This window comes from Micromonospora sp. M61, assembly GCF_018070245.1.
In the GTDB taxonomy this organism is placed as follows: Bacteria; Actinomycetota; Actinomycetes; order Mycobacteriales; family Micromonosporaceae; genus Micromonospora; species Micromonospora zamorensis.
The window spans coordinates 64,914-91,786 of sequence record NZ_JAGPYA010000002.1; the positions used below are offsets into that span (position 1 = coordinate 64,914).

Here is a 26,873-nt window from a genome sequence, read left to right on the forward strand (position 1 = left end):
GAGGATCACCGGCCGGGCCGGGGATCACGGAGCGGGCAATCCTCAGCCCTTCTCCAGGTATTCCGCGCGGTCCTCGTCGACCAGCGCGGCCACCGAGGCGGCCAGCGCGGGATTGCGGGTCAGCTCCGGGTCGTCCTCGACCAGGGTGATCGCCTCGGCACGGGCGTCGCGGATCAGCTCCGTGTCGCGTTTCAGAGACAGCAACCGCAGGTGTGAGCGGTGCCCGGACTGGGTGGCACCCAGCACGTCACCCTCGCGGCGCTGCTCCAGATCCAGCTCGGCGAGCTTGAAGCCGTCGCTCGTGGACGCCACGGCGTCCAGCCGCTCACGCGCCGACGAACCCTCGGCAGCCTCGCTGACCAGCAGGCAGAGCCCGGCGGCGGAGCCCCGGCCGACCCGGCCACGGAGCTGGTGCAGCTGGGAGACACCGAAGCGGTCGGCGTCCAGCACGATCATCACGGTCGCGTTCGGCACGTCCACGCCGACCTCGATCACTGTGGTCGCCACCAGCACGTCCAGGTCACCGGCCGCGAAGGAGCGCATCACCGCGTCCTTCTCGTCGGCCGGCAGGCGGCCATGCAGCACCCCGATCCGCAGCCCGTGCAACGGCCCCTCGGCCAGCAACGGGGCCACCTCGGTCACCGCCAGCGGGGGCCGGCGGCCGTTGTCGTCCACCGGTGGCGGCTCCTCCTCGCTGGCCGGCCCCTCACCAATGCGCGGGCACACCACGTACGCCTGGTGGCCGGCAGTGACCTCCTCGCGCAGTCGGCGCCAGGCCCGGTCCAGGTAGGCCGGTTTCTCGGCGGCGGGAACCACGTGCGAGGCGATCGGCGACCGGCCCCGGGGCAGCTGGGAGAGGGTGGAGACCTCCAGGTCGCCGTAGACGGTCATCGCGACCGTGCGCGGGATCGGGGTGGCCGTCATCACCAGCACGTGCGGCGGCTGGTCGGCCTTGGAGCGCAGAGCGTCGCGTTGCTCCACACCGAAGCGGTGCTGCTCGTCGACGACCACCAGGCCGAGATCGGCGAAGTCGACCCCCTCGTAGAGCAGGGCGTGGGTGCCGAGCACGATGCCGGCGGCACCGCTGGCCACCTCACCGAGGGCCCGCCGTCGGGCGGCAGCGCCCAGCGAGCCGGTGACCAGCTCGACCCGGGTGGAGTGCTCGGCGGAACCCAGCTCGCCGGCCCGCCCGAGCGGCCCGAGCAGGTCGAGCATGCCGCGGTAGTGCTGGGCGGCCAGCACCTCGGTGGGCGCCAGCAGCGCGGCCTGCCCGCCCGCGTCGACCACCTGGAGCATCGCCCGCAGCGCCACCACTGTCTTGCCCGAGCCGACCTCGCCCTGCAACAACCTGTGCATCGGGTGCGGCGCGGCCAGATCGGCGGCGATCTCCACACCGACGTCGCGCTGACCGGCGGTCAGCTCGTACGGCAGTCGGGCGTCGAAGGCGTCCAGCAGCCCACCTGACCGTGCCGGGCGGGGTCGCGCCGGCCAGTCGGCTGCCCGGTGTTTGCGCTGTACAAGGGTCAGCTGGACGGCGAACGCCTCGTCCCACTTGAGCCGCCGCCGCGCCCGGTGCAGTTCCTCCTTGCTGGACGGACGGTGGATCTCGGTCAACGCGGTGCCCAACCCGACCAGCTTGCGGCTGGCGCGCACGGTGCCCGGCAGCGGATCGTCCGGCGGGGTGAACGTGTCCAGGACGACTCGCACGCAGCGCGCGATCACCCAGGTCGGCACGGCCGCGGCGGCCGGGTAGACCGGGATCAGCGCGCCAGCGAACTCCTCGATCTCGTCGCTGACCGCCGCCTCGCCGTCGCCACCCTCGCCGAGCAGGACGTACTCCGGGCCGTTGAGCTGCCGTTTGCCCCGGAACTCGGTGACCTTGCCGGCGAACAGCCCCCACCGGCCGGGGCGCAGCTCCCGTTCGCGCCATGCCTGGTTGCCGAAGAAGGTCAGTGTCAGCACCCCGCCGGAGCCGTCGCCGACGGTCACCTCCAGCAGGTTGCCCCGCCGCTGCCGCATCGGGCGCACCGCGGTGCGCTGCACCTGGGCCAGCACGGTGACCTGCTCGCCGACGTCCAGCGAGCGGATGTCGGTGTGCTCGCCGCGCTCGTCGTAACGACGGGGGAAGTGGTAGACCAGGTCACCCGCGGTGTGCAGGTCGAGGTGCGTGGCCAGCGCCTTGGCTGTCTTGTCCCCGACCAGCTTCTTCAGCGGAGTGTCCACCGTGGCTGGTTCGCTCATTCGATCCCTACCAGGAGCGGATAAAACGGCTGGCCCCCCGGGTACGCGTGCACCTCGACGAACGGCCAGCGTCTCGCGACGTGCGCGCGGACGGCATCGGTGAGCCCGGCCGGGGCATCCGCCCCGGCCAGCAGGGTGACCATCTCGCCACCGCCGCCGAGCATCCGGTCGACCACGGCGGCGCAGGTGTCGGTGAGGTCGGTGCCGATGAGGTGCACCTCCCCCTCGACCAGCGCCAGCACGTCGCCGGGACGGCACGGGCCGGCGACGGTCAGCGCCTCCCGGCTGGCGTGGCAGACCTCGGCGTAGCGGCAGGCGCCGGCCGCCTCGGCCATCGCGATCACGTCGTCCTCGAAGCGGCGGTCGTCGTCGCGGACCGCGAGGGCGGCCAGCGCCTGCACGGGCGAGCGCGTTGGCACCACGCTGACCTTGATGCCGTGCCGATGGGCCTCGCGGGCGGCCGCGCTCGCCACCGCCTCGGTGTTGGCGTCGTTGGGCAGCACCACCACCCTGGCCGCGCCGGTGCTGCGCACGGCGTCCAGCAGCTCACCCGTGGACGGGTTGCCCGGCACCACTGTGGCGCCCTCGGCGGCGAACAACTCGGCGATGCCTCCGCCGGTGGCGACCACCACCGCGGCCCGTCCGGCCGTCACGGGGCCCGAGGGCGGCTCCGGCTGGTCGGCGAAGCGGGTCACCGAGATCCGGTACGGGCGACCGGCGGCGACCCCCGCCTCGACCGCTGCGCCCACGTCGTTGACGTGCACGTGCACGTTCCAGGTGCCCTCGGGCTCACGCCCGTCGCCGACGATGACCAGCGAATCCCCCAGCGCGTCCAGCGCCCGTCGCAACCCGTCGACCGCCTCCCCCCCGGCGTCGAGCAGGAACTGCACCTCGTACGCGTACTCGTCGGAACCGGTCTCCCGGGCGACGGTGGCCGCCGGGCGGGCGGAGCGCGGCGTCGGCGCGGGCTGAGGGGTGCTCTCCCCGGTGAGCACCGCGACCAGGGCATCGAGCAGCACGCACAGCCCTCGGCCACCCGCGTCGACCACGCCCGCGCGGGCCAGCGCCGGCAGTTGCTCCGGGGTGTGGGAGAGCGCCTCGGCAGCGGCCCGGGCTGCGGCGCGGACCACCGCCGGCAGGTCGTCGCTGTCCGCCCGTTCGGCGCCCGTGGCCGCCGCTGCGACCACCGTCAGCACCGTGCCCTCGACCGGCCGGGCAACCGCGGTGTACGCCGCGGCGGAGCCGGAGCGCAGCGCGGCGGCCAACTCCCGACCGCGCACCGCCGGCACCCCGGCGACCTCGTCGGCGAACCCCCGCAGGATCTGCGAGAGGATCACCCCGGAGTTGCCCCGCGCGCCGAGCAGCGCGCCCTGCGCCATCAGCCGCAACGCGTGCCCGTGCGCGGTCGGCCCGCTGTCGGGGAGGGTGTCCAGGTTCATGGCGAGAGCCTGCTGGGCCGAGGTGAGGGTGAGCACCAGGTTGGTGCCGGTGTCGCCGTCGGGCACCGGGTAGACGTTGAGCTGGTCGATCTCGCCCTGGTGACGCTTGAGCGCGGCCAACCCGCTCGCACACCAGCGGCGGACCGCGGCGGCGTCGAGGGTGTCCAGCACGGCCAGAAGCCTACTGGCGCGCACCGACACGCGTCGGACTCGTCCCGCGTGTCCCCCGCGCCCCGCTCCGGCGGTGGCCGTAACACGGGCAAACTCCTCCGGTACCCTTGCCGCCGGGCCGGTCCCACCCACGGGCGGGCGGGCCCACGACCAGGCACAAGCCGGGGCACGGGCGAGCGCCGGACCGGGCCAGTTGGCCGGGTCGGCGAGTCATCGGGTAACCTGACCAGGTTGCCCGGGCAGCACCTGCCGGCGACCCCATGAACGTATCAATCCCAGGAGTATCCCGTGGCTAGCGTGTGCGACGTCTGTGGCAAGGGACCGGGCTTCGGCCACAACGTGTCCCACTCGCACCGGCGGACCAACCGCCGCTGGAACCCGAACATCCAGTCGGTGCGTACCCCGGCCGGTGGCGGCAACACCAAGAAGTTGCAGGTCTGCACCTCGTGCATCAAGGCCGGCAAGGTCACCCGCGCCTGACGCGGTAGCACCCACCTTCTCGTACGGCGGAGCCGGCGGACCCTGAGGTCCGCCGGCTCTGTCGCGTCCGGTCGCCGCCTGAGCTGTGCTGCTTGATCGACTCGGTTTTCCGGGAGTCGGGGTGTCCGCCGCTGGGGAACAGCCCGAGTTCAAGAAACCCGAGTCGATCACCGCAACGGAGTCAGAGGGTGCGGCCGAAGGAGACGCAGCCCTCCGCGTCCTTGTAGAAGCCGAAGTTCGGAATCCGCTCGTAACCGGCGGAGCTGTACATCGCGATCGCCTCGGGCTGCTTGTCCCCGCACTCCAGGACCACCCGCTTACGGCCCTGCTCCCGGGCCGAGCGCTCGACGGCCGCCAACACCGTGCGGGCCACGCCCCGCCCACGCGCAGCCGGGGCCGTGTACATCCGCTTCAGCTCCGCGGTGTCCGCGCCGTGGCTGCGCCAGCCACCGCACCCGACCGGTTCGCCGGCCAGGTAGGCGACCAGGAACGCGCCATCCGGCGGCTCGAACTCGGTCGCGTCCACCGGGGTGTCGTCGCCGGTGCCGCCGTAGCGGGCGCCGAGGTCGGCCAGTGCGGCTTGGATCAACTGCTGTGCCACCGGTGCGTCGAACCGCACCGTCCGGATCTCGATCTCACTCACGGTGTCCAGGGTACGGCGGGCCCCAGTCCTCACCGGAAATGGTCCCAGCCGGTCGGGCCGTCGTGGGGCGCGCCGTCGACCGTCACCCCGGCACCCTCCGTGACCAGGCCCACCGGCCGCCAGTCCGGCGGCAGCACGACCGCCGGGGGGAAGGTCGCGGCCAGCGCGTGGTCGTCGCCACCCGCCAGGATCCAGGTGTACGGGTCGACGCCGAGTGCCTGCGCCGCGTCGGCCATCTGCCGGGGCACCTCGAACGCGTCCCGCCGCACGTCGATGGCCACCCCGCTGGCCGCCGACACGTGGCCGAGGTCGGCGAGCAGCCCGTCCGACACGTCGATCATCGAGGTGGCGCCGAGCCGGGCGGCCTGCGGGCCGGCCTGGTAGGGCACCTGCGGCCGCCGGTACGCCTCGACCAGCAGCCGGGGAGTGCGGAAGCCGCGGGTGAGCACGGTCAGCCCGGCAGCCGCGTACCCGCTGCGCCCGGCCAGGGCGAGCACGTCACCGGGACGGGCGCCGGAGCGCAGCACGGGTGGGCGGCCCTCCAGGTCGCCCAACGCGGTGACCGCCACGGTCAGGGTGGGGCTGGCCGACATGTCCCCGCCGACGACGCTGGCGCCGACCGTCGCCGCCTCGGCGGCGAGCCCGTCGGCCAGCTCCTCCGCCCAGCCGGTCTCCAGGTCAGCCGGCATGCAGAGCGCGACCAGCAGGGCGGTCGGCGTGGCGCCCATCGCCGCGATGTCGGCCAGGTTGGCCGCCGCCGCCCGGTGCCCGACGTCGCGCGCCGAGGACCAGTCCCGCCGGAAGTGCCGACCGTCGACGAGCACGTCGGTGGAGGCCGCCACCCGGCCGTCCGGGGCGGCCACCACTGCCGCGTCGTCGCCGGGGCCGAGCAGGGTCGTGGGCCCGAACGAGAGTCGGGCAGTTATCTTCCCGATCAGCCCGAACTCCCCGATCCCGGACACACTGGCGCCACTGCCGGCGTTCTGCCCGTGCTGCCCGGCTCCGCCGTGCTCGCTCACCGCTGCTCCTTGACGACCGATAGGGATCAGACCTGGTCCGTAAGGTAGTTTCACCCTTCGGGCCGCTCCCGGGCGGCGACGGACGGAGGTCGAGTCGTGGTACAGGCGTACATCCTCATCCAGACCGAGGTCGGCCGCGCACGTGACGTGGCGGGTCTCATCGCGGACATCCCCGGCGTGGTGCGCGTCGACGCCGTCACCGGGCCGTACGACGTGGTCGTCCTCACCGAGGCGAACACCGTCGACGAGCTCGGCAAGCTCATCGTCAGCAAGGTGCAGATGGTGCCTGGCATCACCCGCACCCTCACGTGTTCGGTGGTGCGGCTGTAAGTGGACGAGATGACGGCCTCCTCTGCACGTGACGACGACCGGACGCGTGAGCCGGCTGACGGTAACCGCGACCCGGCCGACACCGCCGCCGCCGCGCCGGCCGGCCGGGACCGGACCATTCGCGGCGCCGCGCTACTGGCCACGGTGATCGCGCTGCCGATCACGCTGCTGGTGGCCGTGCTGGCCTTCAACAAGCTCAGCCCGGGCGCACCCGCGGCCGCGCCGACCCCGTCCGCGACGACTCCCCGGGTGCATTCCACCGCCCCGGTGGAGATGGCCGCCCCGGCGCTGGCCGCCCGCCCGGCCACGGTCTGCCGGGCCCTGCTCTCCCAACTGCCGGCGAACATCCGCGACCTGACCCAGCGGCCGGTCACCGCCGGCCCGGAGCAGAACGCGGCGTACGGAGACCCCGCTCTCACCGTGGCCTGCGGCGGCACCGAGCCGGAGTTCCCCAGCACCGACGAGGTCTGGACGGTGAACCGGGTCTGCTGGCACCTGGCCGAGCAGGCCGACGCGGCGGTGCTCAGCACTGTCGACCGGGAGACGCTGATCACGGTGCGTGTCCCGCGCTCCTACGAGCAGCCGTTGCAGTGGCTGACGACCATCTCCAGCACGATCGTGGCGACAGTGCCCTCCGGCGGCGCCATCCCGTCCGGCTGCCAGCGCTGACCCGATCCCGCGCCGCCTGACGCACGTCGGGCGGGACCGGGCGGCTCGGCTGTCTGACGCTCCTGGGCCGGGTGGCTCAGTGCAGGCCGACGCCGCGCCGCTGGGCGGTGCGGATCAGGCGGTTGACCAGCTTCGGATATTCCAGGCCGGAGGCCGCCCACATCCGGGGGAACATCGACGTCGGGGTGAACCCGGGCATCGTGTTGATCTCGTTGAGGTAGACATCCAGCTCGGGGGTGACGAAGAAGTCGGCCCGGGCCAGGCCCGCGCAGTCCAGCGCCGTGAACGCGCGGACGGCGTACTCCTGCACCTGGCGGGTCACCTTGTCCGGCAGGCCGGCCGGGATGTCGTACTCGCAGGAGTCGTCGAGGTACTTCGCCTCGAAGTCGTAGAAGTCGTGGTCGGCCACGACCCGCACCTCGGCCAGCACGGACGCCTCGGGCGCACCGCCGGCCTCGCCCTCCAGCACACCGCACTCGACCTCGCGGCCGATGATCGCGGCCTCGATGATGACCTTCGGGTCGAACTGCCGGGCGGCGGCGACCGCGTCGTCGAGCTGCGCCCAGTCGGTGACCCGGGTGATGCCGAACGACGACCCGGCCCGGGACGGCTTGACGAAGACCGGCAGACCGAGCCGCTCCTTGTCCTGCTCGCTGAGCGTCATGCCGTTGCGCAGCACGGCGTACGAGCCGACCGGGATGCCCTCGACGGCGCAGAGCTTCTTGGTGAACTCCTTGTCCATCGCCGCTGCGGACGCGAACACGTTCGCCCCGACGTAGGGGATGCCGGCCATCTCCAGCATTCCCTGGATGGTGCCGTCCTCGCCGTACGTGCCGTGCAGCACCGGGAAGACCACGTCGACGTCGGCGAGCACCCGGGGGCCCTCGGTCGGGTCGAGCACCATGAGCCCGTTGCCGGTGGGGTCGGCGCGCAGCACGATGTCGTCGCCGGAGTCGGCGGTGATCTCCGGCAGCTGACGGGCGTTAATCGCGAGCTGGGCGGGATCTCCGCTGGTCAGGACCCACTGGCCGGCCCGGGTGATGCCGACGGGCACCACCTCGAACTCGTCGGGGTCGAGCGCGCCGAAGACGCTGCCGGCGCTGACGCAGGAGATGCCGTGCTCCGGGCTGCGGCCGCCGAACACGATCGCCACGCGGGTCTTGCCTGGGGTGGTCACTCCGGTCACCTCTTCGTACGCGACTGCGGCTGGTCGTGCTCGCCGGTGGCGCTCACCCGGTTGACCTTACTGTGCGTGGCGGTAGGGCGAGGCGATACCCGGCGAGCCACAGCACGACACGGCAATCGGTCAACAAAGGATGTACGGTGCGTGACGGGACAGTCGCGGTGTCGCAGGCCGGTGACCTGGGCCTGCTCAGTCCCGGGAGTGCCTGCGACCGACCGCGATCACCTTGACCCGTTGTCGGCCGGCGCGCACCATGCCCAGCGCCATGAACGCTCCGGCGATCCGGTCGGCGGCCTCCCGGCTGCTGGCGCCGACCACCTGTCGGCGTCGCTCGGGCGCGACCCTCTCGTTGCGGTCGATGCCCTCGACGGGGCGCACGTCGGTGAGCACCACGAGGAAGCGGGTCATCGACGGCCGCCCGGGTGCACGGCGGAGGGCTCCGGACAGGTTCGCACGTCGTCTCCTTCCGGCGGGACGGGATGGCGGGGCGGCACGCGACGATCGGGCACGGGGGAGAAACCCGATCGCCGCGCGCCCCATCCCCTCCGGTCGCTCACCACCACCGTCGCCACGACAACCGGCGGTGAGGACGCGGTAACAGATTGACACGTGTACAGCCGTGAATGCAACTCTCATCGACGTTTTCTCATGCAGACGTTCCCGCAAATGTGTGCGACCATCGATGCATGGCCCCCAAGACCGCCCGCGCCCGCCGGCTCGGCATCGCCCTGCGCCATCACCGGGAAGCCGCCGGCCTGACGCTGGAAACCGCGGCGGATGAGATCAACAGCACCCGCAGCACCCTCTCCCGGTACGAGAACGCCCAGACCCTGATCAGCCCGGCCACCGTGCGCGCCCTGCTCACGTCGTACGGGGTGGGGGCCGAGGAGGTGGCTGCGGCGGTGCAGCTCGCCAAGGACGCCCGCAAGCCGGGCTGGTGGGTGTCGTACTCGTACCTGCTGGATCCGCGCACCATCGACTTCATCGCGCTGGAGGCCGAGGCGACGGCCATCGCCAACTTCGAGCCCTCGGTGGTGCCCGGCCTGCTGCAGACCGCGGACTACGTCCGTGGCGTGATGCGCGGTGGGCCGCACACCCTCGGCGACGACCTGGTGGAGCAACGGGTCAAGATCCGGCTGGACCGTCAACAACGGCTCACCGGCGACAACCCGCCCATCTTCGACGCGATCATCGACGAGGGCGCGCTACTGCGTCCCGTCGGTGACAAGTCGGCGATGGACGGGCAACTGCGTCACCTGGTCAAGATGGCCGAGCTGCCCAACATCAGCGTCCAGGTGATCCCGCTCTCCGCCGGCTACCACCGGGGCACGCGGGGTTCGCTGCACATCCTGGAGTTCGCCGACCCGGAGGACCCGATCATCGCCTCGGTGGAGACCGTGGCAGGTCAGATGATCCTCGACCGGGCCGGCGAGACGCGTACCTGCACCAAGATCATGGAGCATCTCCGAAGCGTGGCGCTCAGCCCGGCGGACAGCCGCGAGATGCTCCTGTCAGTCCTGAAGGGACGGTAGGACCGATGACACCGACAATCACAGCGGCCTTGGCCGCGGCGGCGTGGCGCAAGAGCAGCCGCAGCGGCGACGAGGGTGCCTGCGTCGAGGTTGCCGCGCTGCCGCGGCTGGTGGCCGTCCGCGATTCCAAGGACCCGGCCGGCCCGGCTCTGCTGTTCGCAACGGGCGCCTGGGCCGCCTTCGCTCAGGCGCCACCTCGCCGCTGACCAGGCCGTCGCACCGCTGACCCGACCTGGGGCCACCGCAGCCCGGACCGGGCAATGCCCCCTGCTGACCGCCCGCCGCGCCGCCGATCAGGGCGCGCGGCGGGCCAGGCCAGGCATGTGGCAGGCCCAGGCGCGGCAGGCTCAGGCCCGGCAGGCTCAGGCCCGGCAGGCTCAGGCCCGGTGGGCTCAGGCCCGGTGGGCTCAGGCGACCAGCGGGCGGGGCTCCGGGACGGCGCGCAGGGCCTCCAGCGCGGCGATCGCCACGCCCCGGGCCCCAGCCATGTCCCGGTCCGGCACCAGCGCGAAGGTGGCCACCGCGGCCTGCTCCTCGCGGAGCACTGTGTGTTCGCGGACCGTCGCCAGGAACCAGTCGCGGAACTCCGGTGCCGCCTCGACCACCCCGCCACCGACGAAGTACGCGTGCGGGTCGGTGAAGTTCGCCGCAACGGTGAAAAGCCGGCCCAGCGCCATCGCCTGCTGGGTGAAGAGGTCCCGTGCGAGGGCGTCTCCCCGTTCGCCGTACCCGCGAACCAGCTTGGCCGCCCGAGCCAGCGGCTCGGCGGCGAGCGGGTGGTCGGGGTAGCGGGTCAGCCAGTACGGCAGCAGGTTGCGCTCGATGCCGGTCAGCGAGGCCACGCTCTCGACGTCACCGGTGAAGCCGCAGGCACAGGTGGGTTCCTGCTGCCCCGGGCTGAGCAGCCCGTTCAGCGGGATGTGCACGTGACCGAGCTCCCCGGCCATTCCGGCCGCACCGGCGATCACCCGACCGCTCTCGACCACACCGCCGCCGAGGCCGGTGCCCACGATCGCGGAGACCGACGAGCGGCCCATCGCGTCGGCGCCGAAGTACACGTGGTGGGCGTAGAGCGCCGCCGCGTTGCCGTCGTTGTGATAGACGACCGGCAGGCCGAGCCGTCGTTCCAGCGCGCCCCGCACGTCGAAGCCCCGCCAGGCCGGCTGGGAGAAGTTGGTGGAGCCCCGCGACGAGATGACGCCGTCGGCGCTGGCGGGGCCGGGAGTGTCCAGCCCGACCGCCTGGACCAGGTCGCGCGGCACCCCGGTCTGCGCCAGGGCGCCGTCCAGCGCCTGGGCGAGTGCCTCGATCGCCGCCTCCGGCCCGGCCCGTACCTCGCTGGGGATCTCCAACAGCCCGTCCACCAGGAAGCGGCCGTCCACCGTCAGCACGGTGGCGTTGTTGCTGGTGCCGCCGTTGTCCAGCCCGACGACCACCGGCACACCTGCGCTGCCCACCGATACCGCCTCCCGCCGTCATGAGTGTGAGCCGAGGCTAGTGCCAACCCTCCTCCCCCGCTACGCCCGGCCACCCGAGCGGGCTCAGTTGGGGCGGCGGGCGGTCACTGCTGTGGCGTCCAGGTCCTCGTCGTGTCGCACGCTCGGCACCAGCCCGGCGGCGGCGAGCGCAGCGCAGAGCACGTCCGCCTGGGCGTCGCTGGCCTCGACCACCACGTGTCCGCCAGGGGCCAGCCAGGAGGCGGCACCGACGCCCACCCGGCGCAGCACGGTGAGCCCGTCCGGCCCGCCGTCGAGCGCCACCGGGGCCTCGTGCAGCCGCGCCTCGGCGGGCATCAGCGCCACTGCGTCGGTCGGCACGTACGGGGCGTTGGCGACCACCAGGTCCAGCCGACCCCGCCACTGCCGGGGCAGCGGTGTGAAGAGGTCACCCTCGTACACCTCGGCGTCCAGCCCGGCGAGGTTGCGGCGTGCGCACGCCACGGCCGCCGGGTCGATGTCGGCACCGGCCAGCCAGCGTGGGGCGAGCCGGTGCGCCAGCGCGACGGTGGTGGCCCCGGAGCCGCAGCAGAGGTCGGCCACGGCCGGCGCCGGGCCGGTCAGTTCGGCGGCCACCTCGACCAGCAGCGCGGTCCGCCCACGCGGCACGAAGACGCCAGCGTCGACGGCGATCCGCAGCCCGCAGAACTCGGCCCAGCCGAGCAGGTACTCCAGCGGTTCACCGGCCACCCGCCGGTCGGTCAGCTCAGCCAACGCCGCCGGGGTGTCCGCGGCGGCCAGCAGCAGGTCGGCCTCGTCCTCGGCGTAGACGCAGCCGGCGGCACGCAGCCGGCCCACGAGCGCGGACCGGTCGGCCAGGGGTGCTGACGTCACGAGCCTCCTCGGACCGACCCGGCCGCGTCCAGGGCGGCGGCGATGTCGGCCACCAGGTCGGCCGTGTCCTCCGCACCGCAGGAGAGCCGGACGAAGCCGGGTGCGGTGTCGTCGCCCCACTGCTCCCGCCGGTCCGCCGTGGTGTGCAGGCCACCGAAGGAGGTCGCCGCCGCCACCAGCCGGGCGGCCTGGATGAACCGGCCCACCCGGTCGGCGCTACCCAGATCGAACGAGAGCACCCCCGGCATCCGACGCATCTGGGCCGAGGCCACCGCGTACGCGGGATCGCCCGGCCGCCCCGGCCAGCGCAGACCCGTCACGTCCGGCCGGCCGGCCAGCAGGTCGGCGACCGCGGCGGCGTTCGCGCTCTGCCGGGCCAGCCGCAGATCGAGGGTGGCCAGCGACCGGTGTGCCAGCCAGGCGTCGAACGCTCCCGGCACCGCCCCGGTGGTCGTACGCCAGGTCGTCACCGCCCCGATCAGCTCGGTGGACCGGCTGGCCAGGTAACCCAGCAGCAGGTCGGAGTGGCCGGTGAGCGCCTTTGTGCCCGAGGCGACCACCAGGTCCGCGCCGAGGTCCAGTGGGCGCTGACCGAGCGGGGTGGCGGTGGTGTTGTCCACCGCGAGCAGCGCGCCCGCGGCGTGCGCCCTTTCCGCCAGGGCCGCCACGTCGACCACGTCCAGGCCCGGGTTGGCCGGCGTCTCCACCAGCACCAGCCGGACGCCCTCGAACGACGGGTACGGTCCGGCGGTCGGCGCGAACAGCACCCGGACGCCGATGCCCTCCAGCACGTCGGTGGCGAACGCCCGGACCGGGAAGTATCCGTCGGAGGGCAGCACCACCGTGTCCCCCGGGCGCAGCAGGGTGAGCAGCAGGCCGGTGATGGCCGCCTGACCGGTGGCGAAGACGCGGCAGTCGCCGCCTTCCAACTCGCCCACGGCCGCCTCCAGGAGCCGCCGGGTCGGGTTGTCGGGGCGACCGTAGCCGTTCGGCGACGTGCCCTGGCCCTGGAACGGGTCGAGGTGGTACGGCGCGGCGAAGACCGGCCCGGGCAGGAACGGGTCCCCTGGTGCCGGCTCGGGCAGGCCGGCGCGTACGCAGCGGGTGCCGTCTCCCAACTCGCTCATCGGATTCCTCACTCGTACGACTCGGGTTTGGCGGTGCGGCTCATCAGGGCTTCCACGGCGAGGCGTGGGTCCATCCCCTCGTGGCAGATCCGCTCGACGTGCTCGGTGATGGGCATCTCCACACCGTGCGCGCGGGCCAGGTCGCGAATCGCCAGGCAGCTCTTCACACCCTCGGCGGTCTGCCGGGTGGCCGTCTGGGCCTGCTCCAGCGTCTCGCCCCGGCCCAGGTGCTCGCCGAAGGTGCGGTTGCGGGCCAGCGGGGACGAGCAGGAAGCGACCAGGTCGCCCATTCCCGCGAGGCCGGCGAAGGTGATCGGGTCCGCGCCGAGCGCCACGCCCAGCCGGGCGGTCTCGGCCAGCCCCCGGGTCATCAGCATGGCCCGGGTGTTGTCGCCGAAACCCATCGCGGTGGCGATGCCGTACGACAGGGCGATCACGTTCTTGACCGCCCCGCCCAGCTCGCAGCCGATCACGTCGTCGTTGGTGTACGGGCGCAGGTATGGCGTCCGGATCGACGCCTGCACGAGCGCGGTGCGGTGGCTGTTCGTCCCGGCGACGACGGTCGCGGCGGGCTGCTCGGCGGCGATCTCGGGGGCCAGGTTCGGGCCGGACACGACGACCACCCGGTCCGCGGCGACCCCGGCGGTCTCCACGATGACCTCGCTCATCCGCTTGGTGGTGCCGAGCTCGATGCCCTTCATCAGCGACACCAGGGTGGAGTCGGGGTGCAGGTGTCCGACCCACTCGGCGAGGTTGCCGCGCAGGGTCTGCGACGGCACCGCCAGCACCACCAACTCCGCGCCGATGATCGCCTCGGTCGCGTCGGCGGTGGCGGTGACCCGGGCCGGCAACAGCAGGTCGGGCAGGTACTCCGGGTTGCGGCGCTCGGTCCGGATGCTCTCAGCGACCGGCGCACGGCGGGCCCACACGGTCACGTCACGCCCCGCGTCGGCCAGGATCTTGGCGAACGCGGTGCCCCAGGAACCGGCGCCGAGCACCGCGACGTGGCCGGTCATGCCAGGTCGCCCTGCTGCTCGTGCCGGACGGAGGACCGGGCCGGTCGTTCCCACAGCGGCGGCGGGGTGCCGCCACGGATCTCGGCGAGCATGTCCCGCAGCCGCAACATGATGGTGTCCGTCATCTCCTCGAGGGTGGCCCGGGTCGGCGGGGCGTCCGCCCACCGGCTCAGGTCGATCGGGTCTCCGGCGACGACGGTCACCGGGGTCCGGGGGCGCAGGTTGACGCGGCTGGTCCGGGGGTCGAAGATCCGCTCCGGTCCCCACATCACCACCGGTACGACGGGTGCGCCGGTGGCCAGGGCCAGCCGGGCGGCACCGGTCTTGGCCTTCATCGGCCACAGCTCCGGCTGTCGGGTGGTGGTGCCCTCCGGGTAGATCACCACGGCACCGCCCTGATCGAGCGCGGCGACGAGTGCGTCCAGCGAGCGGACCGCGTCGACGCTGCCCCGCTCGACCGGGATCTGTAGGCACCGGTGCAGGATCCAGCCGACCACCGGCACCCGGAACACGCTGGCCTTGCCCAGGTACTGCGGCCAGCGCCCGGAGTCGTAGATGAAGTGCGCGGAGACGAGCGGGTCGGCGTGCGAGATGTGGTTCGCCACGATGATCACGCCACCGTCGCCGCCGAGGTGTTCCTGGCCCCGCCAGGTGCGCCGGGTCCACACGGTCATCACCGGCTTGACCAGCCACACGGCGAACCGTTGCCAGAACCCCAGCCTCCGCCGTGCCACTGTGCCTCCTCGTCGCGCCCCAACCCCGCCGCGAAACCCCGCCCGCGACACCCGCAGCGGAAATCATGCCTGCTCGCCCCCGGTACGGCCAGTGAGGGTCCCGCCGTGCGGCTGGCAGGATTGCGGGCGTGAGTCAGCCGAGGTGGGCCGTGGTGGTGCCGGTGAAGCATCTGGCCGCTGCCAAGAGCCGGCTGCGGGGCGCGCTATCCGGCGTACCGCATGAGGAGCTGGCGCTGGCCCTGGCGGCCGACACCCTCCGCGCGGTGCTGGCCTGCCCGGCGGTCGCCGAGGTCCTGGTGGTCACCGACGACGCCCGGGTCGCGGCGGCGGCGCTGGGCGCCGGCGCGCGGGTGCTGCCCGACGGGCCGGACGCCGGCCTGAACGCGGCGTTCCGACACGGCGCCGCCGGGACCACCGCCGGCTGGGTGGCCGGGCTCACCGCGGACCTGCCTGCGTTGCGCCCGGCCGAGCTGGCCGGCGCGCTGCTCGCGGCGCAGAACGGCCGGGAAGGGGTACGCCGGTTCGTGCCGGACGCGCCCGGCAGCGGCACGGTGCTGCTCGCCGCCCCGCCGGGTGTGCCGCTGGATCCTCGCTTCGGGGTGGGCTCGGCGGTCGCGCACGCGGCGAGCGGGGCGCTGCCCCTGACCGGCGACTGGCCCAGCCTGCGCCGGGACGTGGACACCGCCGCGGACCTGGCCGCCGCCGCCCGGCTCGGACTGGGGCCACGCACCGCCGCGCTCGTCGCCACCGCCAGCCGTCCGGCCCGCTCCGCGGGGTGACCCCCCGGGTGTACGGTGCCAGCATGCAGGGCACGGTGGCCAGCTATGACGCGGCAACACGCAGCGGTGTGCTGCTGCTCGACGACGGCACCGAGATGCGCTTCCCCGCGCGGGCCTTCGATGCCTCCGGGCTGCGGTTGCTCCGGCTGGGCCAGCGGGTCCGCATCGACACGGATCCCGACGGAGAGGTCGTCCGGGTGACATTGCCGACGATGATCTGAGCCGGCGAGCCCAAGTTCATTTTGCGTTCACCGTAATCGGGTGATTATGAGCGGGTGAGCACCCCTCGCGAGCAACCGGCCCACCCGCCCACCACCGACCTCCGCAACGGCTCCCGCACGCGCGGCACCGACGGCCGCTTCCGCCCGTCCCGCGCGGAGAGGGCCAGCGCCGCCCGCGCCGACACCCTCGCCGACGACCCGGCTGCCGCCTCCTCCGGGCTGGACGAGGTCCTCGACCCCACGCCGAGCGTCGAGGCTGCCGGCCCGACCGCCGGTGGCGTCCACCAGGTCCTGCCCGGCGACCTACCGACCGGCGCCGATGACGAGGACGACGAGCCGCCGGCGCCGCTGCCGGAGGACCGGTTCCTCAACCGGGAGCTCTCCTGGCTCGACTTCAACGCCCGCGTGCTCACCCTGGCCGAGGACCAGCGCACCCCACTGCTGGAACGGGCCAAGTTCCTGGCGATCTTCGCCAGCAACCTGGACGAGTTCTACATGGTGCGGATCGCCGGGCTGAAGCGGCGCCTCTCCGCCGGCCTGCCGGTGCGCGGCGGGGACCGGCTGCCCCTGCGTACCCAGTTGGAGCTGATCGCCGAGCGCACCGCGGCACTGGGTGCCCGGCACGCCGCCTGCTTCGTCGACGACGTGCTGCCCAAGCTGGCCGACGAGGGCATCCGCATCCTGCGCTGGGGCGAGCTGGGCGACCCGGAGCGGGAACGCCTGCGCACCTACTTCCGGGAGCACATCTTCCCGGTGCTGACCCCGCTCGCGGTCGACCCGGCGCACCCGTTCCCGTACATCTCGGGGCGCTCGCTGAACCTGGCGGTGGCGGTCCGCGACCCGAACGGCGGTTCCGAGCTGTTCGCGCGGGTGAAGGTGCCCAACAACGTGCCCCGCTTCGTCCGGGTCGACAGGGGCCAGCCGGGCGTACGGATGCTTCCCCTGGAAGACCTGATCTCGGTGCACCTGGGGCAGTTGTTCAGCGGCATGCAGGTGGTCGAGTGCCACCTGTTCCGGGTCACCCGTAACGCCGAGGTGGAGGTCGACGAGGACCGCGACGAGGACCTGCTGCAGGCCCTGGAACGGGAGCTGGCCCGGCGGCGGTTCGGTCCACCGGTCCGGCTGGAGGTGGCCGCGTCCATCTCCGACCACGTGCTGGAGCTGCTCGTCCGCGAGTTGGACATGGACGACCAGGACGTACTGCGGGTGCCCGGACTGCTGGACCTGTCCGCGCTGTGGCAGGTCTACGGCGAGGCCGACCGGCCAGACCTCAAGGACCCGCCGTTCGTGCCCTCCACCCACCCCCGGCTCGCCGAGGGCGAGGTGCCGCGCAGCGTCTTCTCCACACTGCGCGACGGGGACATCCTGGTGCACCACCCGTACCACTCGTTCGCGACCAGCGTGCAGCGCTTCATCGAGCAGGCCGCCGCCGACCCGAACGTGCTGGCCATCAAGCAGACCCTCTACCGCACCAGCGGCGACTCCCCGATCGTCGACGCGTTGGTCGACGCGGCCGCCGCCGGCAAGCAGGTGGTGGTGCTGGTGGAGGTGAAGGCCCGCTTCGACGAGGTGGCCAACATCGGCTGGGCCCGCACGCTGGAACGCGCCGGCTGCCACGTGGTGTACGGCCTCGTGGGCCTGAAGACGCACTGCAAGACCGCGCTGGTGGTCCGCCAGGAGGGCAATCAGATCCGCCGTTACTGCCACATCGGCACCGGCAACTACCACCCGAAGACCGCCCGACTCTACGAGGACTTCGGGATGCTCACCGCCGACCCGGAGATCGGCGCCGATCTCACCGACCTGTTCAACGTCCTCACCGGCTACAGCCGGCAGACCGCCTACCGGCGGTTGCTGGTCGCCCCGCAGGGCATCCGCACCGGCCTCATCGAGCGGATCGAGCGGGAGATCTCGCACGTCCGACTGGGCATGCCCGGCCTGGTCCAGTTCAAGGTCAACTCCCTGGTCGACGAGGGGGTGACCGACGCCCTGTACCGGGCCTCCCGGGCCGGCGTCCACGTCGACCTGCTCATCCGGGGCATGTGCACGCTGCGTCCCGGGGTGCCCGGGCTGTCGGAGAACATCCGCGTCCGCTCGATCCTCGGCCGTTTCCTGGAGCACTCGCGGGTCTTCCGCTTCGGCAACAACGGCGAGGCGGAGTTCTGGATGGGCTCGGCCGACCTGATGCACCGCAACCTGGACCGTCGGGTGGAGGCGCTGGTGAAGGTGACCGACCCGATCGCCCGTGCCGAGCTGGACCACGTGCTGACCGCCGCGATGAGCCCGGACGTTGACGCGTTCGAGCTGGCCGGCGACGGCAGCTGGACCCGGCGGACCAGCGCCGACGACAACGCCCGGGTGCATCTGCAGGAACTGTTGTTGCGCCGCGTCGGTGGCACGGCCGGCTGAACGATCAGCGCATAGGCTGAGCTGATGGTCGAGGAGGAGCAGAAGTACGAGGTGGACGACGCCTACGTGCTGCCGGACCTGGCCGCCACGGCCCCGGCCGGGGGTCGGGTCCGGGCGCTGCCACCCGTGACGCTGGTCGCCCGCTATCTCGACACCGTCGACCTGCGGCTGGCCCGCGCCGGTGCCTCACTGCGCCACCGCAAGGGCGACGAGCTGCCCTGGACGGTGAAACTGCCGACCGGGACACCGGGTGTCCGGCACGAGATCTCCCGTCCAGGGCCGAAGGGGCGGCCACCACCGGAGCTGGTGGAGCTGGTCACCGTCCTGCACCGGGGGGCGCCGCTGGCCCCGGTGACTGTGGTGCGGACGGTGCGGCACGCGTACGAGGTGTGTGACAAGGCCGGCACGGTGCTCGCCGAGGTGGTGGACGACCGGGTGACCGTGCTGGACGACTCCGGCGCCACCACCGATACGTTTCGCGAGGTGGAGGCGGAACGCAAGGCCGGCGACAGCGAGCTGCTCGACCGGATCGGCGCGGTGTTGCGCGAGGCTGGTGCCCGGGGCGGGTCGTTCACCCCGAAGCACGTACGGGCGCTGGGCGAGACGGCGCAGGCCGATCCGGACCTGGTCGCACCGGCCGGGCTGCCCGCCGAGGCGAGCGCGGGCGACGTGGTGACCGAAGCGGTCCGCAAGGAGATCCGCCGGCTGCTGGCGCACGACCCACTGGTCCGGCTGCGCGCCCCGGCCGCCAGTGGCGACACCGCCGTGCACCAGATGCGGGTCGCCTGTCGACGCCTGCGCAGTGACCTGCGCACCTTCAGGCCGCTGCTCCGCAAGACGTGGTCCCGTCCGCTGCGTGACGAGCTGCGCTGGCTGGCCGGTGTCCTCGGCGCGGCCCGCGATGCCGAGGTGCTGCGCGCACGGCTGCGCCGCACCGCCGACGCCGACCCGCTCAGCCCGCTCGACGAGGGCGCGGTGGACCGCCTGGACGAGGTGCTCGCCCAACGGCAGCGGACGGCGCACGCTGCCATCGACGAGGCGCTGCGCTCCGCGCGTTACCTGGCCCTGGTGGATTCCCTGGTGCTGGCCGCCCGCGCGCCCCGGCTGACCCGCAGGGCGGCCGCGCCCGCGGGTGAGGCGCTGCCCGCGCTGGTGGCCCGTCCGTGGACGCGGCTGACCGGGCCGGACGGGGTCGACGGGCTCGACGCACAGTCGCCGGACGACAGTTGGCACGCCGTTCGCAAGGAGGCCAAACAGGCCCGCTACGCGGTCAACGCCGTGGCACCGACGGTCGGCAAGGGTGCGCGTCGACTGTCCCGCGCCCTGGCCCAGGTGCAGGACGTGCTCGGCGAGCACCAGGATGCGGCAGTCGCGGCGGACACCTGGCTGGAGATCGCGGCCGAGCGGCCGGACGACCACGAGTTGGCGGTCACCGCCGGGCGGCTCGCCGAGCGGGAACGCGGGTCCGTACACCGCACACGCGGCCTCCTTCCGGCCGCCTGGCACCGGGCGACCCGGCGACGGCGGACCAGTTGGCTGCCGTGATCGGCATCCGGGCGGCGGGCGGGGTGGCCTGGCGGCCGACCCCCGACGGCGTACGCGTCTGTGTGGTGCACCGCCCCCGCTACGGCGACTGGACCCTGCCGAAGGGCAAGCTGGAGCCGGGTGAGCACGCGCTGGCAGCGGCGGTCCGTGAGGTGGCCGAGGAGTCCGACGTGCGGGGCGTACCGCAGGTCCGGCTGCCGTCGGTGCGGTACCGCAGCGAGGGGCAGGCCAAGCTCGTCGACTACTGGTCGATGCTCGCTGTGGCCAGCGGCGGTTTCCAACCGGACACCGAGGTGGACGACATGCGCTGGCTCGCGGTGGACGACGCGATCCGGTTGGTCAGCTACCCGCACGACGCCGAGGTCCTGGCGGCGTTCGCCGCGCTGCCGCCGGTCACCGCGACTGTCGCGCTGGTCCGGCACGCGCACGCAGGCAAGCGGGCCACCTGGTCCGGCCCGGACGTCGGGCGGCCCCTGGACGCCGAGGGACGGGCCCAGGCGAGCGCCCTGGCCGACCTGGTCGCCCTGATCCGGCCGTCCCGGCTGGTGTCGGCGTCACCGCGACGGTGCGTGCAGACACTGGACCCGGCGGCGGCGCTGCTCGACCTGCCGATCGAGATCTGCGGCGACCTGGACGAACCCCAGCCCGGCCAGCAGAGCGACGAGCAGATCCTCGCCACCGCCGCTCGGCTGCTGGAGTTGGCCAACGCCGGTGGGCAGGTGGCGGTTTGCAGCCAGGGCAAGGTGCTGCCGGGCGCCCTGGAGCAGCTCACCGGGCGCACCGACGAGGACTTCACGACGCCCAAGGGCGGCGGTTGGCTGCTTGCCTTCACCGCCGACCGCCTGTTGGCCGTCGACCGCCTGTAGGGCCGTAGACCGCCTGTAGGGCCGTCGACCGCCTGTAGGGCGTTTCAGCGGGGCGGGAGGGTCAGGGTCACCGCGACCGGCAGGTGGTCGCTGGCCGTGCTGCGGGGCGCCACCGGGTCGCCGGGAGTCAGGCCGGGCGAGACGAAGATGTGGTCGATCTGCTGGCGCGGGTCGTCCGCCGGGCTGGTCGCCAGCGGTCGGGCGGTCGCGAACGCGTCGGTCAGGCCCGCGTCGGTGAACTCCGTGTACGCCTCGTCGCCGGGCTCGGTGTTCAGGTCGCCGGCGACAACCAGGGGTCGGCCGGCCGCGTACCGGGTGGCGAAGTCCGCGACCGCGCGGGCCTGCACCACAGGGCCCCGCCCCGGTGGCGGTTGCAGGTGGGTGCTGACCACGGCGGTACGGACACCGTCACCCAGGTCCAGCGTGACGGCGAGGGCCTGCGCACCGGTGGGCGCCCCGACGGCCGGCAGCGGGAGGCTGCGCGGGTCACGCATCGGCCAGCGGCTGAGCACCGCGTCACCCCAGACCGGGTCGGCGGCCGGCCCGAAGACGTACGGCATACCGAGCCGGCCCGCCAGCAGGTCCAGGGTGTCGTGCCCACCGTTGAGCAGCCAGGCGCGGTCCACCTCGCTGAGCAGCACCACGTCGGGTCGTTGCCGTTCGACGACCTCGGTGAGGCCGGGCAGGTCGAACCGGCCGTCCAGCCCGAAACCCATCCGGATGTTGTAGGCCACCACGGTCAGCCGCTCCGGCGGGCCGTCCCGGTTGCTGGCCACCGGGATGTCGTCGGCGAGCACCGGCGCCAGCAGGGCCAGCGCGGTGACCGCGGCGGCGGCCCGTAGTGGCGGAAACGGCCCGGGGAGCCGGTGCACGACGGGACGGGCGGCGAACGCCACGACGGCGACGAGCCCGGCCACCAGCACGGGCACCGCCGCGTTGGGGTAACCGAGGTCGTAGGCGGAGTAGTACCCGACCGCCCCCAGCGCGAAGACGAGCATGCCGGCGGCCACCGCGTACCCCCGGCGGGCCGCTCTGGCGCTGGCGTTGTCGCTGGCGTTCGCGGTGTCGCCGGCGTCGCTGTCCGGGCCGCTGGCGTCGTCGGTCAGCGCGAGGCAGGCACCGAGACCGACTGCGGCGAGCAGGATGGCCGGGAGGAGCAGGTCACCCCGGTCGAGGGCGAACAGCACCGCGCCGGCCAGCAGCGCCACCGGCCCGTACGCGCGGCTCCACCCCCGGGGCGGTCGGGTCAACGCGGTACACAGGAACCCGGCGACCGCCACCGGCACCGGTGCCAGGCCGAACAGCGGCGAACGAGCCACACCGTCCCCGGCCACCAGGTACGACATCCCGGTCCGGGCCAGTGCCGGGGAGAGCGCCACCATTGCGGCCAGCAGCAGCGCCGGCCCGGCCAGCAGCCAGGCCCGCACCCCACCGGTACCGGTCACGCCATCGGCACGGATGCCGGGCTGCGCCGTCCCGAGCACGAACAGCACGACCGCGACGGAGCTGAGCAGCCAGGCCAACCAGCCGCCCCGCCACACCAGGTCGACGGTGTCCAACACCGCGTGCAGGGCCGCGTTGACAGCGAAACCCAACGCGAGCCCCGGAACCGGGCGGTCGGTGTCGGCGGCGACGCCGACCAGCCAGACCAGCCCGGCGAGCAGCCCGGCGGTGGCCAACCAGAGCTGCGTACGCCCGCCGGGTGTTGCGGTGAGCGCGAGCCGGGCGACGGCGAGCAGAACGGCGGCGACGACCGTGACGGGGCGGGCGCCGACCCGGTGGACCACAGCGGGTGCGCCCAGCGCGAGCACGAACCAGCCGAGGGCGAACGCGCCCATCAGCTCGGCCGGCGTGGACGCCGCCTGGCCGAAGATGGTGATGATGCCGGGCAGCCAGACCCGCAGCACGTCGATGAGCAGGATGACGCCCAGCGCGAGCGTCCCGGTGGTGAGCTGGCGGTAGCGCACCGGCGCCCCATTTCGCGTCGACGGGCCGGCGGAGGGGGACCGGCACGGCGATTCTGCGCGAGCGAGGCGAGCGGGTCAACGGTCCCCGTACGCCGAAAGGGCGCCCACCCACGGGTGGACGCCCTTTCGGAACAGGTCGGTCAGCGCTTGCTGGCCGCCTTCTTGGCCGGAGCCTTCTTCGCCGGCGCCTTCTTGGCCGCCGCGCTCTTGCTCGCCGCCGCGGTGGTCTTCTTCGCCGCGGTCGACTTGGTCACCGCGGTGGTCTTCTTCGCCGCCGCGGTGGTCTTCTTGCTGGCGGCCGTCTTGGTCGCCGTGGCGCTCTTGCTCGCCTTGGCCGGGGCGGTCTTCTTGCTGGCGGCCGTCTTGGCCGTCGTGGTGCTCTTGCTCGCCTTGGCCGGGGCGGTCTTCTTGCTGGCGGCCGTCTTGGCCGCGGTCGCCTTGGTGCCAGCGGCCTTCGTGCCGGCAGCCTTGGTGCCAGCCGCCTTGGTGCCGGCTGCCTTGGTGCCGGCCGCCTTGGCCGTGGCGGTGCTGGTGGCGGCCTTCTTCGTCGCCGCCGTGGCCTTCGGCACCTTGCCGCTGGCCACCATCTCCTTGAACCCGGCGCCAGCGCGGAAGGTCGGGACTGACGTCTTCTTGACCTTCACCGCCTCGCCGGTACGAGGGTTGCGCGCTGTTCGCGCGCCACGTACACGCTTTTCGAATGCTCCGAATCCGGTGATCGCCACCTTCTCGCCCTTGGTGACTGCCGCCTGGACCTCGGTGAGGACCGCGTCGAGCGCGGCCGTCGCCATCTTCCGGTCCCCCAGGCGAACAGCGAGCGCCTCGATGAGCTCGGCCTTGTTCACGACTTCCTCCCGATTGTGCAACTGACTCGACGCGAGCCATTCTGCGCGCACGTTATGCCCTGTGCTGCCTAGACACAAACATTCGGTAGAAAAAAGCCCTTGTGTCGTAACGGATTCACCCCCACCGGTTGGACCGATGGGGGTGGAATTCGCTGTGTGAGCGGGCGTACGGCTATGCCACGGAGGGCAGGAACGGCAGTCGACGCGCCTCGTAGGAGTCGATGTCGGCGGCGTGCCGAAGGGTGAGTCCAATGTCGTCCAGGCCCTCCAGCAGCCGCCAACGGCTGAAGTCGTCCAGCGGGAACGACCAGCTGGCGTCCCCCGCCCGGAGCTGGCGGGCGGTCAGGTCGACGCTCACCGGCGTGGTCGGATCCGATTCGACCAGATCCCACAACTCTTCGACGGCTTTCAATTCCAACTCGACCGGCAACAGGCCTTCCTTGAGGGCGTTGCCACGGAAGATGTCGCCGAAGCGCGGGGCCACCACCGCGCGGAAGCCCCAGTCCCGCAGGGCCCACACGGCGTGCTCCCGGGAGGAGCCGGTGCCGAACTCCGGGCCGGCGATGAGGATCGACGCCCCGGAATAGCTGTCATCGTTGAGCACGAATTCCGGATCTTCCCGCCACGCGTTGAACAGCCCGTCGGCGAAACCCGTCCGGGTCACCCGCTTGAGGTACACGGCGGGGATGATCTGATCGGTGTCCACGTTGGACCGCCGCAGCGGCACGGCGGTGCCGGTGTGGGTGGTGAACTTGTCCATCTCCTCGGTCCCTTCTACAGGTCGGCGGGGGCGGCCAGCCGGCCGACCACGGCGGTGGCGGCGGCGACCGGTGGGGAGACCAGGTGGGTACGCCCACCCCGGCCCTGACGGCCCTCGAAGTTGCGGTTCGAGGTGGACGCGGAGCGCTCGCCCGGCTTCAGTGTGTCGGGGTTCATCCCCAGACACATGGAGCAGCCAGCGAACCGCCACTCGGCCCCGGCGTCGGTGAAGACCTTGTCCAGCCCCTCGACCTCGGCGGCCTCCCGCACTGCGGCGGAACCGGGCACCACGAGCATCCGGACGCCGTCGGCGACCTGGTGCCCCCGCAGCACGTCGGCGGCGGCCCGCAGGTCCTCCAGACGACCGTTGGTGCAGGAGCCCACGAAGACCACGTCGATGGGCAGGTCCCGCAGGGGGGTGCCGGGGCGCAGGTCCATGTATTCCAGGGCGCGACGCGCGGCGGCGCGCTCCGAGTCGGTGGTGAACTCCTCCGGGTCCGGCACCGGCGCGCTCAGCGGCGCCCCCTGGCCGGGGTTGGTGCCCCAGGTGACGAACGGGGTGACCCGGCTGGCGTCCAGGGTCACCTCGGCGTCGAAGCGCGCGCCCTCGTCGGTGGGCAGCGTCCGCCACCACGCCAGCGCCGCGTCCCAGTCCGCGCCCTGCGGCGCGTTCGGCCGACCCTTGAGGTACGCGAAGGTGGTCTCGTCCGGCGCGATCATGCCGGCCTTGGCGCCCCACTCGATGGACATGTTGGCGATGGTCATCCGCCCCTCCATGGAGAGGGCCTGGATCGCCTCGCCGCGGTACTCGACGATGTGCCCGCGCCCACCGCCGGTGCCGACCTGGGTGATCAACGCCAGCACCAGGTCCTTGGCGGTGACGCCGGGGGCGAGGCGGCCGGTGACGTTCACGGCCATCGTCTTCGGCCGGCTCTGCGGCAGCGTCTGGGTGGCCAGCACGTGCTCCACCTCGCTGGTGCCGATGCCGAAGGCGAGCGCGCCGAACGCGCCGTGGGTGGCGGTGTGCGAGTCGCCGCAGACGATCGTCATGCCCGGCTGGGTGACACCGAGCTGCGGGCCGATGACGTGCACGATGCCCTGGTTGTCGTCACCGAGCGGGTGCAGCCGCACCCCGAACTCGGCGCAGTTGCGGCGCAGCGTCTCGATCTGCGTACGCGACGTGGGGTCCTCGATGGTGAGCAGGTCACCACGGCGGAGGCGGAACGCCGGGTCGGCGTACCCGGTCGGGGTGTTGTGGTCCTCGGTCGCGAGGGTCAGGTCGGTACGACGCACCCGGCGCCCGGCGAGCCGCAGCCCGTCGAACGCCTGCGGGCTGGTCACCTCGTGCAGGAGGTGCAGGTCGATGAAGAGCAGGTCCGGCTCACCAGCGGCGGACCGTACGACGTGCGTGTCCCAGACCTTCTCGGCCAGGGTCCTCGGCTCAGGAGTGACTCCCACCATCTGGACATCCTAAATTCTGGGAGGTAAGTTTCGGCTTGTGGGACACAGTATGAGCGGTGTCGGCGTTCTCGACAAGGCGGTGGTCATCCTGGCCGCCTGCGTCGACGGCGCCAGCCTGGCCGAACTCGTTGAACGCACCAAGCTGCCCCGTGCCACCGCGCACCGGCTGGCACAGGCCCTGGAGATTCACCGGATGCTGGTGCGCGACACCCAGGGCAGGTGGCGACCGGGACCCCGCCTGGGTGAGCTGGCCAACGCCGCACCGGACGTTCTGCTCACCGCCGCCGAGCCACTGCTGGCCGCCCTGCGCGACGCCACCGGTGAGAGCGCACAGCTCTACCTGCGCCGCGCCGACGAGCGGATCTGCGTGGCGGCGGCAGAGCGCGCCAGCGGCCTGCGGGACACCGTTCCGGTCGGCTCGGTGCTGCCGATGACGGCCGGCTCCGCGGCCCAGATCCTGCTCGCCTGGGAGCCGCCGGAGGCGGTGATGCCGTTGCTGCCGCGCAGCAAGTTCACCGGCCGGACCCTTGCCGAGGTACGCCGTCGTGGCTGGGCGCAGAGCGTCGCCGAGCGGGAGGCCGGTGTGGCGAGCGTCTCCGCGCCGATCCGTGACCGCACCGGCCGGGTGATCGCCTCGGTGAGCATCTCCGGCCCGATAGAGCGCCTGGGCCGCCGCCCCGGCGAACGCCACGCCATGGCAGTGGTGAGAGCCGGCCAACGCCTCTCCGGCCTCTAACCTGTCCCCCACCCACCCCTGTCCCCGCCCCCTCCCACCCAGCGCGGGTGATCAAGAGGTTTGCGTCATGACACGCCGAAAGCGGTGACGCAAAGCTCTTGATCACCGAGGCAGAGGTGGATGCGGCCGGGGCCGGGGGTGGGGGGTGGGGTACGGGAAAGCCCGTCCTGCCATTGGCGGGACGGGCTTTGGGTGTTGTAGCCCCGACCGGATTCGAACCGGCGCTACCGCCTTGAGAGGGCGGCGTCCTGGGCCACTAGACGACGGGGCCAGAACTTTTCCGTTCACCGCCCTCGCGGGCGGCACGGCTGTAGTCTAGCGGCACCGTCGCGCCGGCGTGATCGCGGGGTGCGGGCGCACAGAGGGCGCAC

Annotated in this window: 26 protein-coding genes and 1 tRNA gene; 11 read left to right on the forward strand and 16 right to left on the reverse strand. The window is 73.0% G+C overall.

The features are described from left to right. Positions 1-42: 42 nt before the first annotated feature. Both recG and KBX34_RS01480 read right to left on the reverse strand, forming a co-directional pair. Complete coding sequence (gene recG, locus KBX34_RS01475; protein ID WP_210922821.1) at positions 43-2,241, reverse strand: ATP-dependent DNA helicase RecG; 2,199 nt, start codon at positions 2,239-2,241, stop codon at positions 43-45. Beyond that, complete coding sequence (locus KBX34_RS01480) at positions 2,238-3,851, reverse strand: DAK2 domain-containing protein (RefSeq protein ID WP_210922823.1); 1,614 nt, start codon at positions 3,849-3,851, stop codon at positions 2,238-2,240. The genes recG and KBX34_RS01480 overlap by 4 nt, the downstream gene beginning before the upstream one ends. A 288-nt stretch (positions 3,852-4,139) precedes the next feature. Here KBX34_RS01480 and rpmB point away from each other — a divergent pair, with 288 nt between their 5' ends. Next, positions 4,140-4,331 (forward strand): 50S ribosomal protein L28, encoded by a 192-nt coding sequence (gene rpmB / locus KBX34_RS01485; RefSeq protein WP_007456456.1) that lies wholly within the window; start codon positions 4,140-4,142, stop codon positions 4,329-4,331. 181 nt (positions 4,332-4,512) lie between these two features. On the opposite strand, the gene KBX34_RS01490 is transcribed toward rpmB, so the two are convergent. Both KBX34_RS01490 and KBX34_RS01495 read right to left on the reverse strand, forming a co-directional pair. Then, positions 4,513-4,974 (reverse strand): GNAT family N-acetyltransferase, encoded by a 462-nt coding sequence (locus tag KBX34_RS01490; protein ID WP_099851152.1) that lies wholly within the window; start codon positions 4,972-4,974, stop codon positions 4,513-4,515. Between the two features lie 29 nt (positions 4,975-5,003). Then, positions 5,004-5,936, reverse strand: coding sequence for a thiamine-phosphate kinase (locus KBX34_RS01495; RefSeq protein ID WP_374223644.1), 933 nt, complete (start codon positions 5,934-5,936; stop codon positions 5,004-5,006). 153 nt (positions 5,937-6,089) lie between these two features. Here KBX34_RS01495 and KBX34_RS01500 point away from each other — a divergent pair, with 153 nt between their 5' ends. Both KBX34_RS01500 and KBX34_RS01505 read left to right on the forward strand, forming a co-directional pair. Further along, complete coding sequence (locus tag KBX34_RS01500; RefSeq protein WP_030487446.1) at positions 6,090-6,323, forward strand: Lrp/AsnC ligand binding domain-containing protein; 234 nt, start codon at positions 6,090-6,092, stop codon at positions 6,321-6,323. Positions 6,324-6,332: 9 nt separating this feature from the next. Continuing rightward, positions 6,333-6,992, forward strand: a complete 660-nt coding sequence (locus tag KBX34_RS01505) for a DUF3515 family protein (RefSeq protein ID WP_210922824.1) — start codon at positions 6,333-6,335, stop codon at positions 6,990-6,992. A gap of 76 nt (positions 6,993-7,068) precedes the next feature. Here the strand turns inward: KBX34_RS01505 and KBX34_RS01510 are convergent, their stop codons facing one another. Then, the gene (locus KBX34_RS01510; protein WP_088946587.1) at positions 7,069-8,169 is read right to left on the reverse strand and encodes a D-alanine--D-alanine ligase family protein; all 1,101 of its coding nucleotides are present in this window, start codon (positions 8,167-8,169) and stop codon (positions 7,069-7,071) included. 195 nt (positions 8,170-8,364) lie between these two features. Next, a complete protein-coding gene (locus KBX34_RS01515; protein ID WP_088946586.1) occupies positions 8,365-8,583 on the reverse strand; it encodes a hypothetical protein in 219 nt (72 codons plus the stop codon). Between the two features lie 278 nt (positions 8,584-8,861). Here KBX34_RS01515 and KBX34_RS01520 point away from each other — a divergent pair, with 278 nt between their 5' ends. Next, positions 8,862-9,707, forward strand: coding sequence for a helix-turn-helix transcriptional regulator (locus KBX34_RS01520; protein ID WP_099851149.1), 846 nt, complete (start codon positions 8,862-8,864; stop codon positions 9,705-9,707). Positions 9,708-9,712: 5 nt separating this feature from the next. Beyond that, on the forward strand, positions 9,713-9,913 hold the full coding sequence (locus KBX34_RS01525; RefSeq protein WP_088946584.1) for a DUF397 domain-containing protein: 201 nt from the start codon (positions 9,713-9,715) through the stop codon (positions 9,911-9,913). A 201-nt stretch (positions 9,914-10,114) separates the two neighbouring features. Here the strand turns inward: KBX34_RS01525 and KBX34_RS01530 are convergent, their stop codons facing one another. The 5 genes from KBX34_RS01530 to KBX34_RS01550 all read right to left on the reverse strand — a co-directional run bounded on the left by KBX34_RS01530 (position 10,115) and on the right by KBX34_RS01550 (position 14,914). After that, entirely contained in the window at positions 10,115-11,164 is a 1,050-nt protein-coding gene (locus KBX34_RS01530) for an ROK family protein (RefSeq protein ID WP_088946583.1), read from the reverse strand. Between the two features lie 84 nt (positions 11,165-11,248). Next, positions 11,249-12,037 (reverse strand): putative protein N(5)-glutamine methyltransferase, encoded by a 789-nt coding sequence (locus KBX34_RS01535; protein WP_210922827.1) that lies wholly within the window; start codon positions 12,035-12,037, stop codon positions 11,249-11,251. Beyond that, complete coding sequence (locus KBX34_RS01540; RefSeq protein WP_210922828.1) at positions 12,034-13,164, reverse strand: cystathionine gamma-lyase; 1,131 nt, start codon at positions 13,162-13,164, stop codon at positions 12,034-12,036. Before KBX34_RS01540 ends, KBX34_RS01535 begins: the two co-directional genes overlap by 4 nt. Positions 13,165-13,172: 8 nt before the next feature. Then, positions 13,173-14,180 (reverse strand): NAD(P)H-dependent glycerol-3-phosphate dehydrogenase, encoded by a 1,008-nt coding sequence (locus KBX34_RS01545; RefSeq protein ID WP_210922829.1) that lies wholly within the window; start codon positions 14,178-14,180, stop codon positions 13,173-13,175. Continuing rightward, on the reverse strand, positions 14,177-14,914 hold the full coding sequence (locus KBX34_RS01550) for a 1-acyl-sn-glycerol-3-phosphate acyltransferase (RefSeq protein ID WP_210922830.1): 738 nt from the start codon (positions 14,912-14,914) through the stop codon (positions 14,177-14,179). The genes KBX34_RS01545 and KBX34_RS01550 overlap by 4 nt, the downstream gene beginning before the upstream one ends. A gap of 128 nt (positions 14,915-15,042) precedes the next feature. Here KBX34_RS01550 and cofC point away from each other — a divergent pair, with 128 nt between their 5' ends. The 5 genes from cofC to KBX34_RS01575 are packed head-to-tail and all read left to right on the forward strand — an operon-like array spanning position 15,043 to position 20,734. Beyond that, positions 15,043-15,693 carry a 2-phospho-L-lactate guanylyltransferase gene (gene cofC, locus KBX34_RS01555; protein ID WP_210792139.1) on the forward strand — a complete coding sequence of 217 codons (651 nt, stop codon included), beginning with the start codon at positions 15,043-15,045 and terminating at the stop codon, positions 15,691-15,693. Positions 15,694-15,716: 23 nt separating this feature from the next. Further along, complete coding sequence (locus KBX34_RS01560) at positions 15,717-15,914, forward strand: cold-shock protein (RefSeq protein WP_030335323.1); 198 nt, start codon at positions 15,717-15,719, stop codon at positions 15,912-15,914. A gap of 54 nt (positions 15,915-15,968) precedes the next feature. After that, positions 15,969-18,323 (forward strand): RNA degradosome polyphosphate kinase, encoded by a 2,355-nt coding sequence (locus KBX34_RS01565; protein ID WP_210792138.1) that lies wholly within the window; start codon positions 15,969-15,971, stop codon positions 18,321-18,323. 24 nt (positions 18,324-18,347) lie between these two features. After that, on the forward strand, positions 18,348-19,868 hold the full coding sequence (locus tag KBX34_RS01570) for a CYTH and CHAD domain-containing protein (protein WP_210922831.1): 1,521 nt from the start codon (positions 18,348-18,350) through the stop codon (positions 19,866-19,868). Further along, the gene (locus KBX34_RS01575; RefSeq protein ID WP_088946575.1) at positions 19,856-20,734 is read left to right on the forward strand and encodes an NUDIX hydrolase; all 879 of its coding nucleotides are present in this window, start codon (positions 19,856-19,858) and stop codon (positions 20,732-20,734) included. Before KBX34_RS01570 ends, KBX34_RS01575 begins: the two co-directional genes overlap by 13 nt. A 44-nt stretch (positions 20,735-20,778) precedes the next feature. Here KBX34_RS01575 and KBX34_RS01580 read toward each other — a convergent pair whose 3' ends face one another. From KBX34_RS01580 to leuC, 4 genes are all read right to left on the reverse strand, one after another. Beyond that, complete coding sequence (locus KBX34_RS01580) at positions 20,779-22,701, reverse strand: endonuclease/exonuclease/phosphatase family protein (RefSeq protein ID WP_210922832.1); 1,923 nt, start codon at positions 22,699-22,701, stop codon at positions 20,779-20,781. A gap of 140 nt (positions 22,702-22,841) precedes the next feature. Next, complete coding sequence (locus KBX34_RS01585) at positions 22,842-23,546, reverse strand: HU family DNA-binding protein (RefSeq protein WP_210922833.1); 705 nt, start codon at positions 23,544-23,546, stop codon at positions 22,842-22,844. A gap of 172 nt (positions 23,547-23,718) precedes the next feature. Beyond that, a complete protein-coding gene (gene leuD / locus KBX34_RS01590) occupies positions 23,719-24,306 on the reverse strand; it encodes a 3-isopropylmalate dehydratase small subunit (protein ID WP_210922835.1) in 588 nt (195 codons plus the stop codon). Between the two features lie 14 nt (positions 24,307-24,320). Continuing rightward, on the reverse strand, positions 24,321-25,766 hold the full coding sequence (gene leuC / locus KBX34_RS01595) for a 3-isopropylmalate dehydratase large subunit (protein WP_210922837.1): 1,446 nt from the start codon (positions 25,764-25,766) through the stop codon (positions 24,321-24,323). A 49-nt stretch (positions 25,767-25,815) separates the two neighbouring features. On the opposite strand from leuC, the gene KBX34_RS01600 reads away from it, so the two are divergent. Further along, complete coding sequence (locus KBX34_RS01600; protein ID WP_007456408.1) at positions 25,816-26,502, forward strand: IclR family transcriptional regulator; 687 nt, start codon at positions 25,816-25,818, stop codon at positions 26,500-26,502. A gap of 198 nt (positions 26,503-26,700) precedes the next feature. Here KBX34_RS01600 and KBX34_RS01605 read toward each other — a convergent pair. Then, positions 26,701-26,773, reverse strand: a tRNA-Glu gene (locus tag KBX34_RS01605). Between the last annotated feature and the right edge of the window lie 100 nt (positions 26,774-26,873).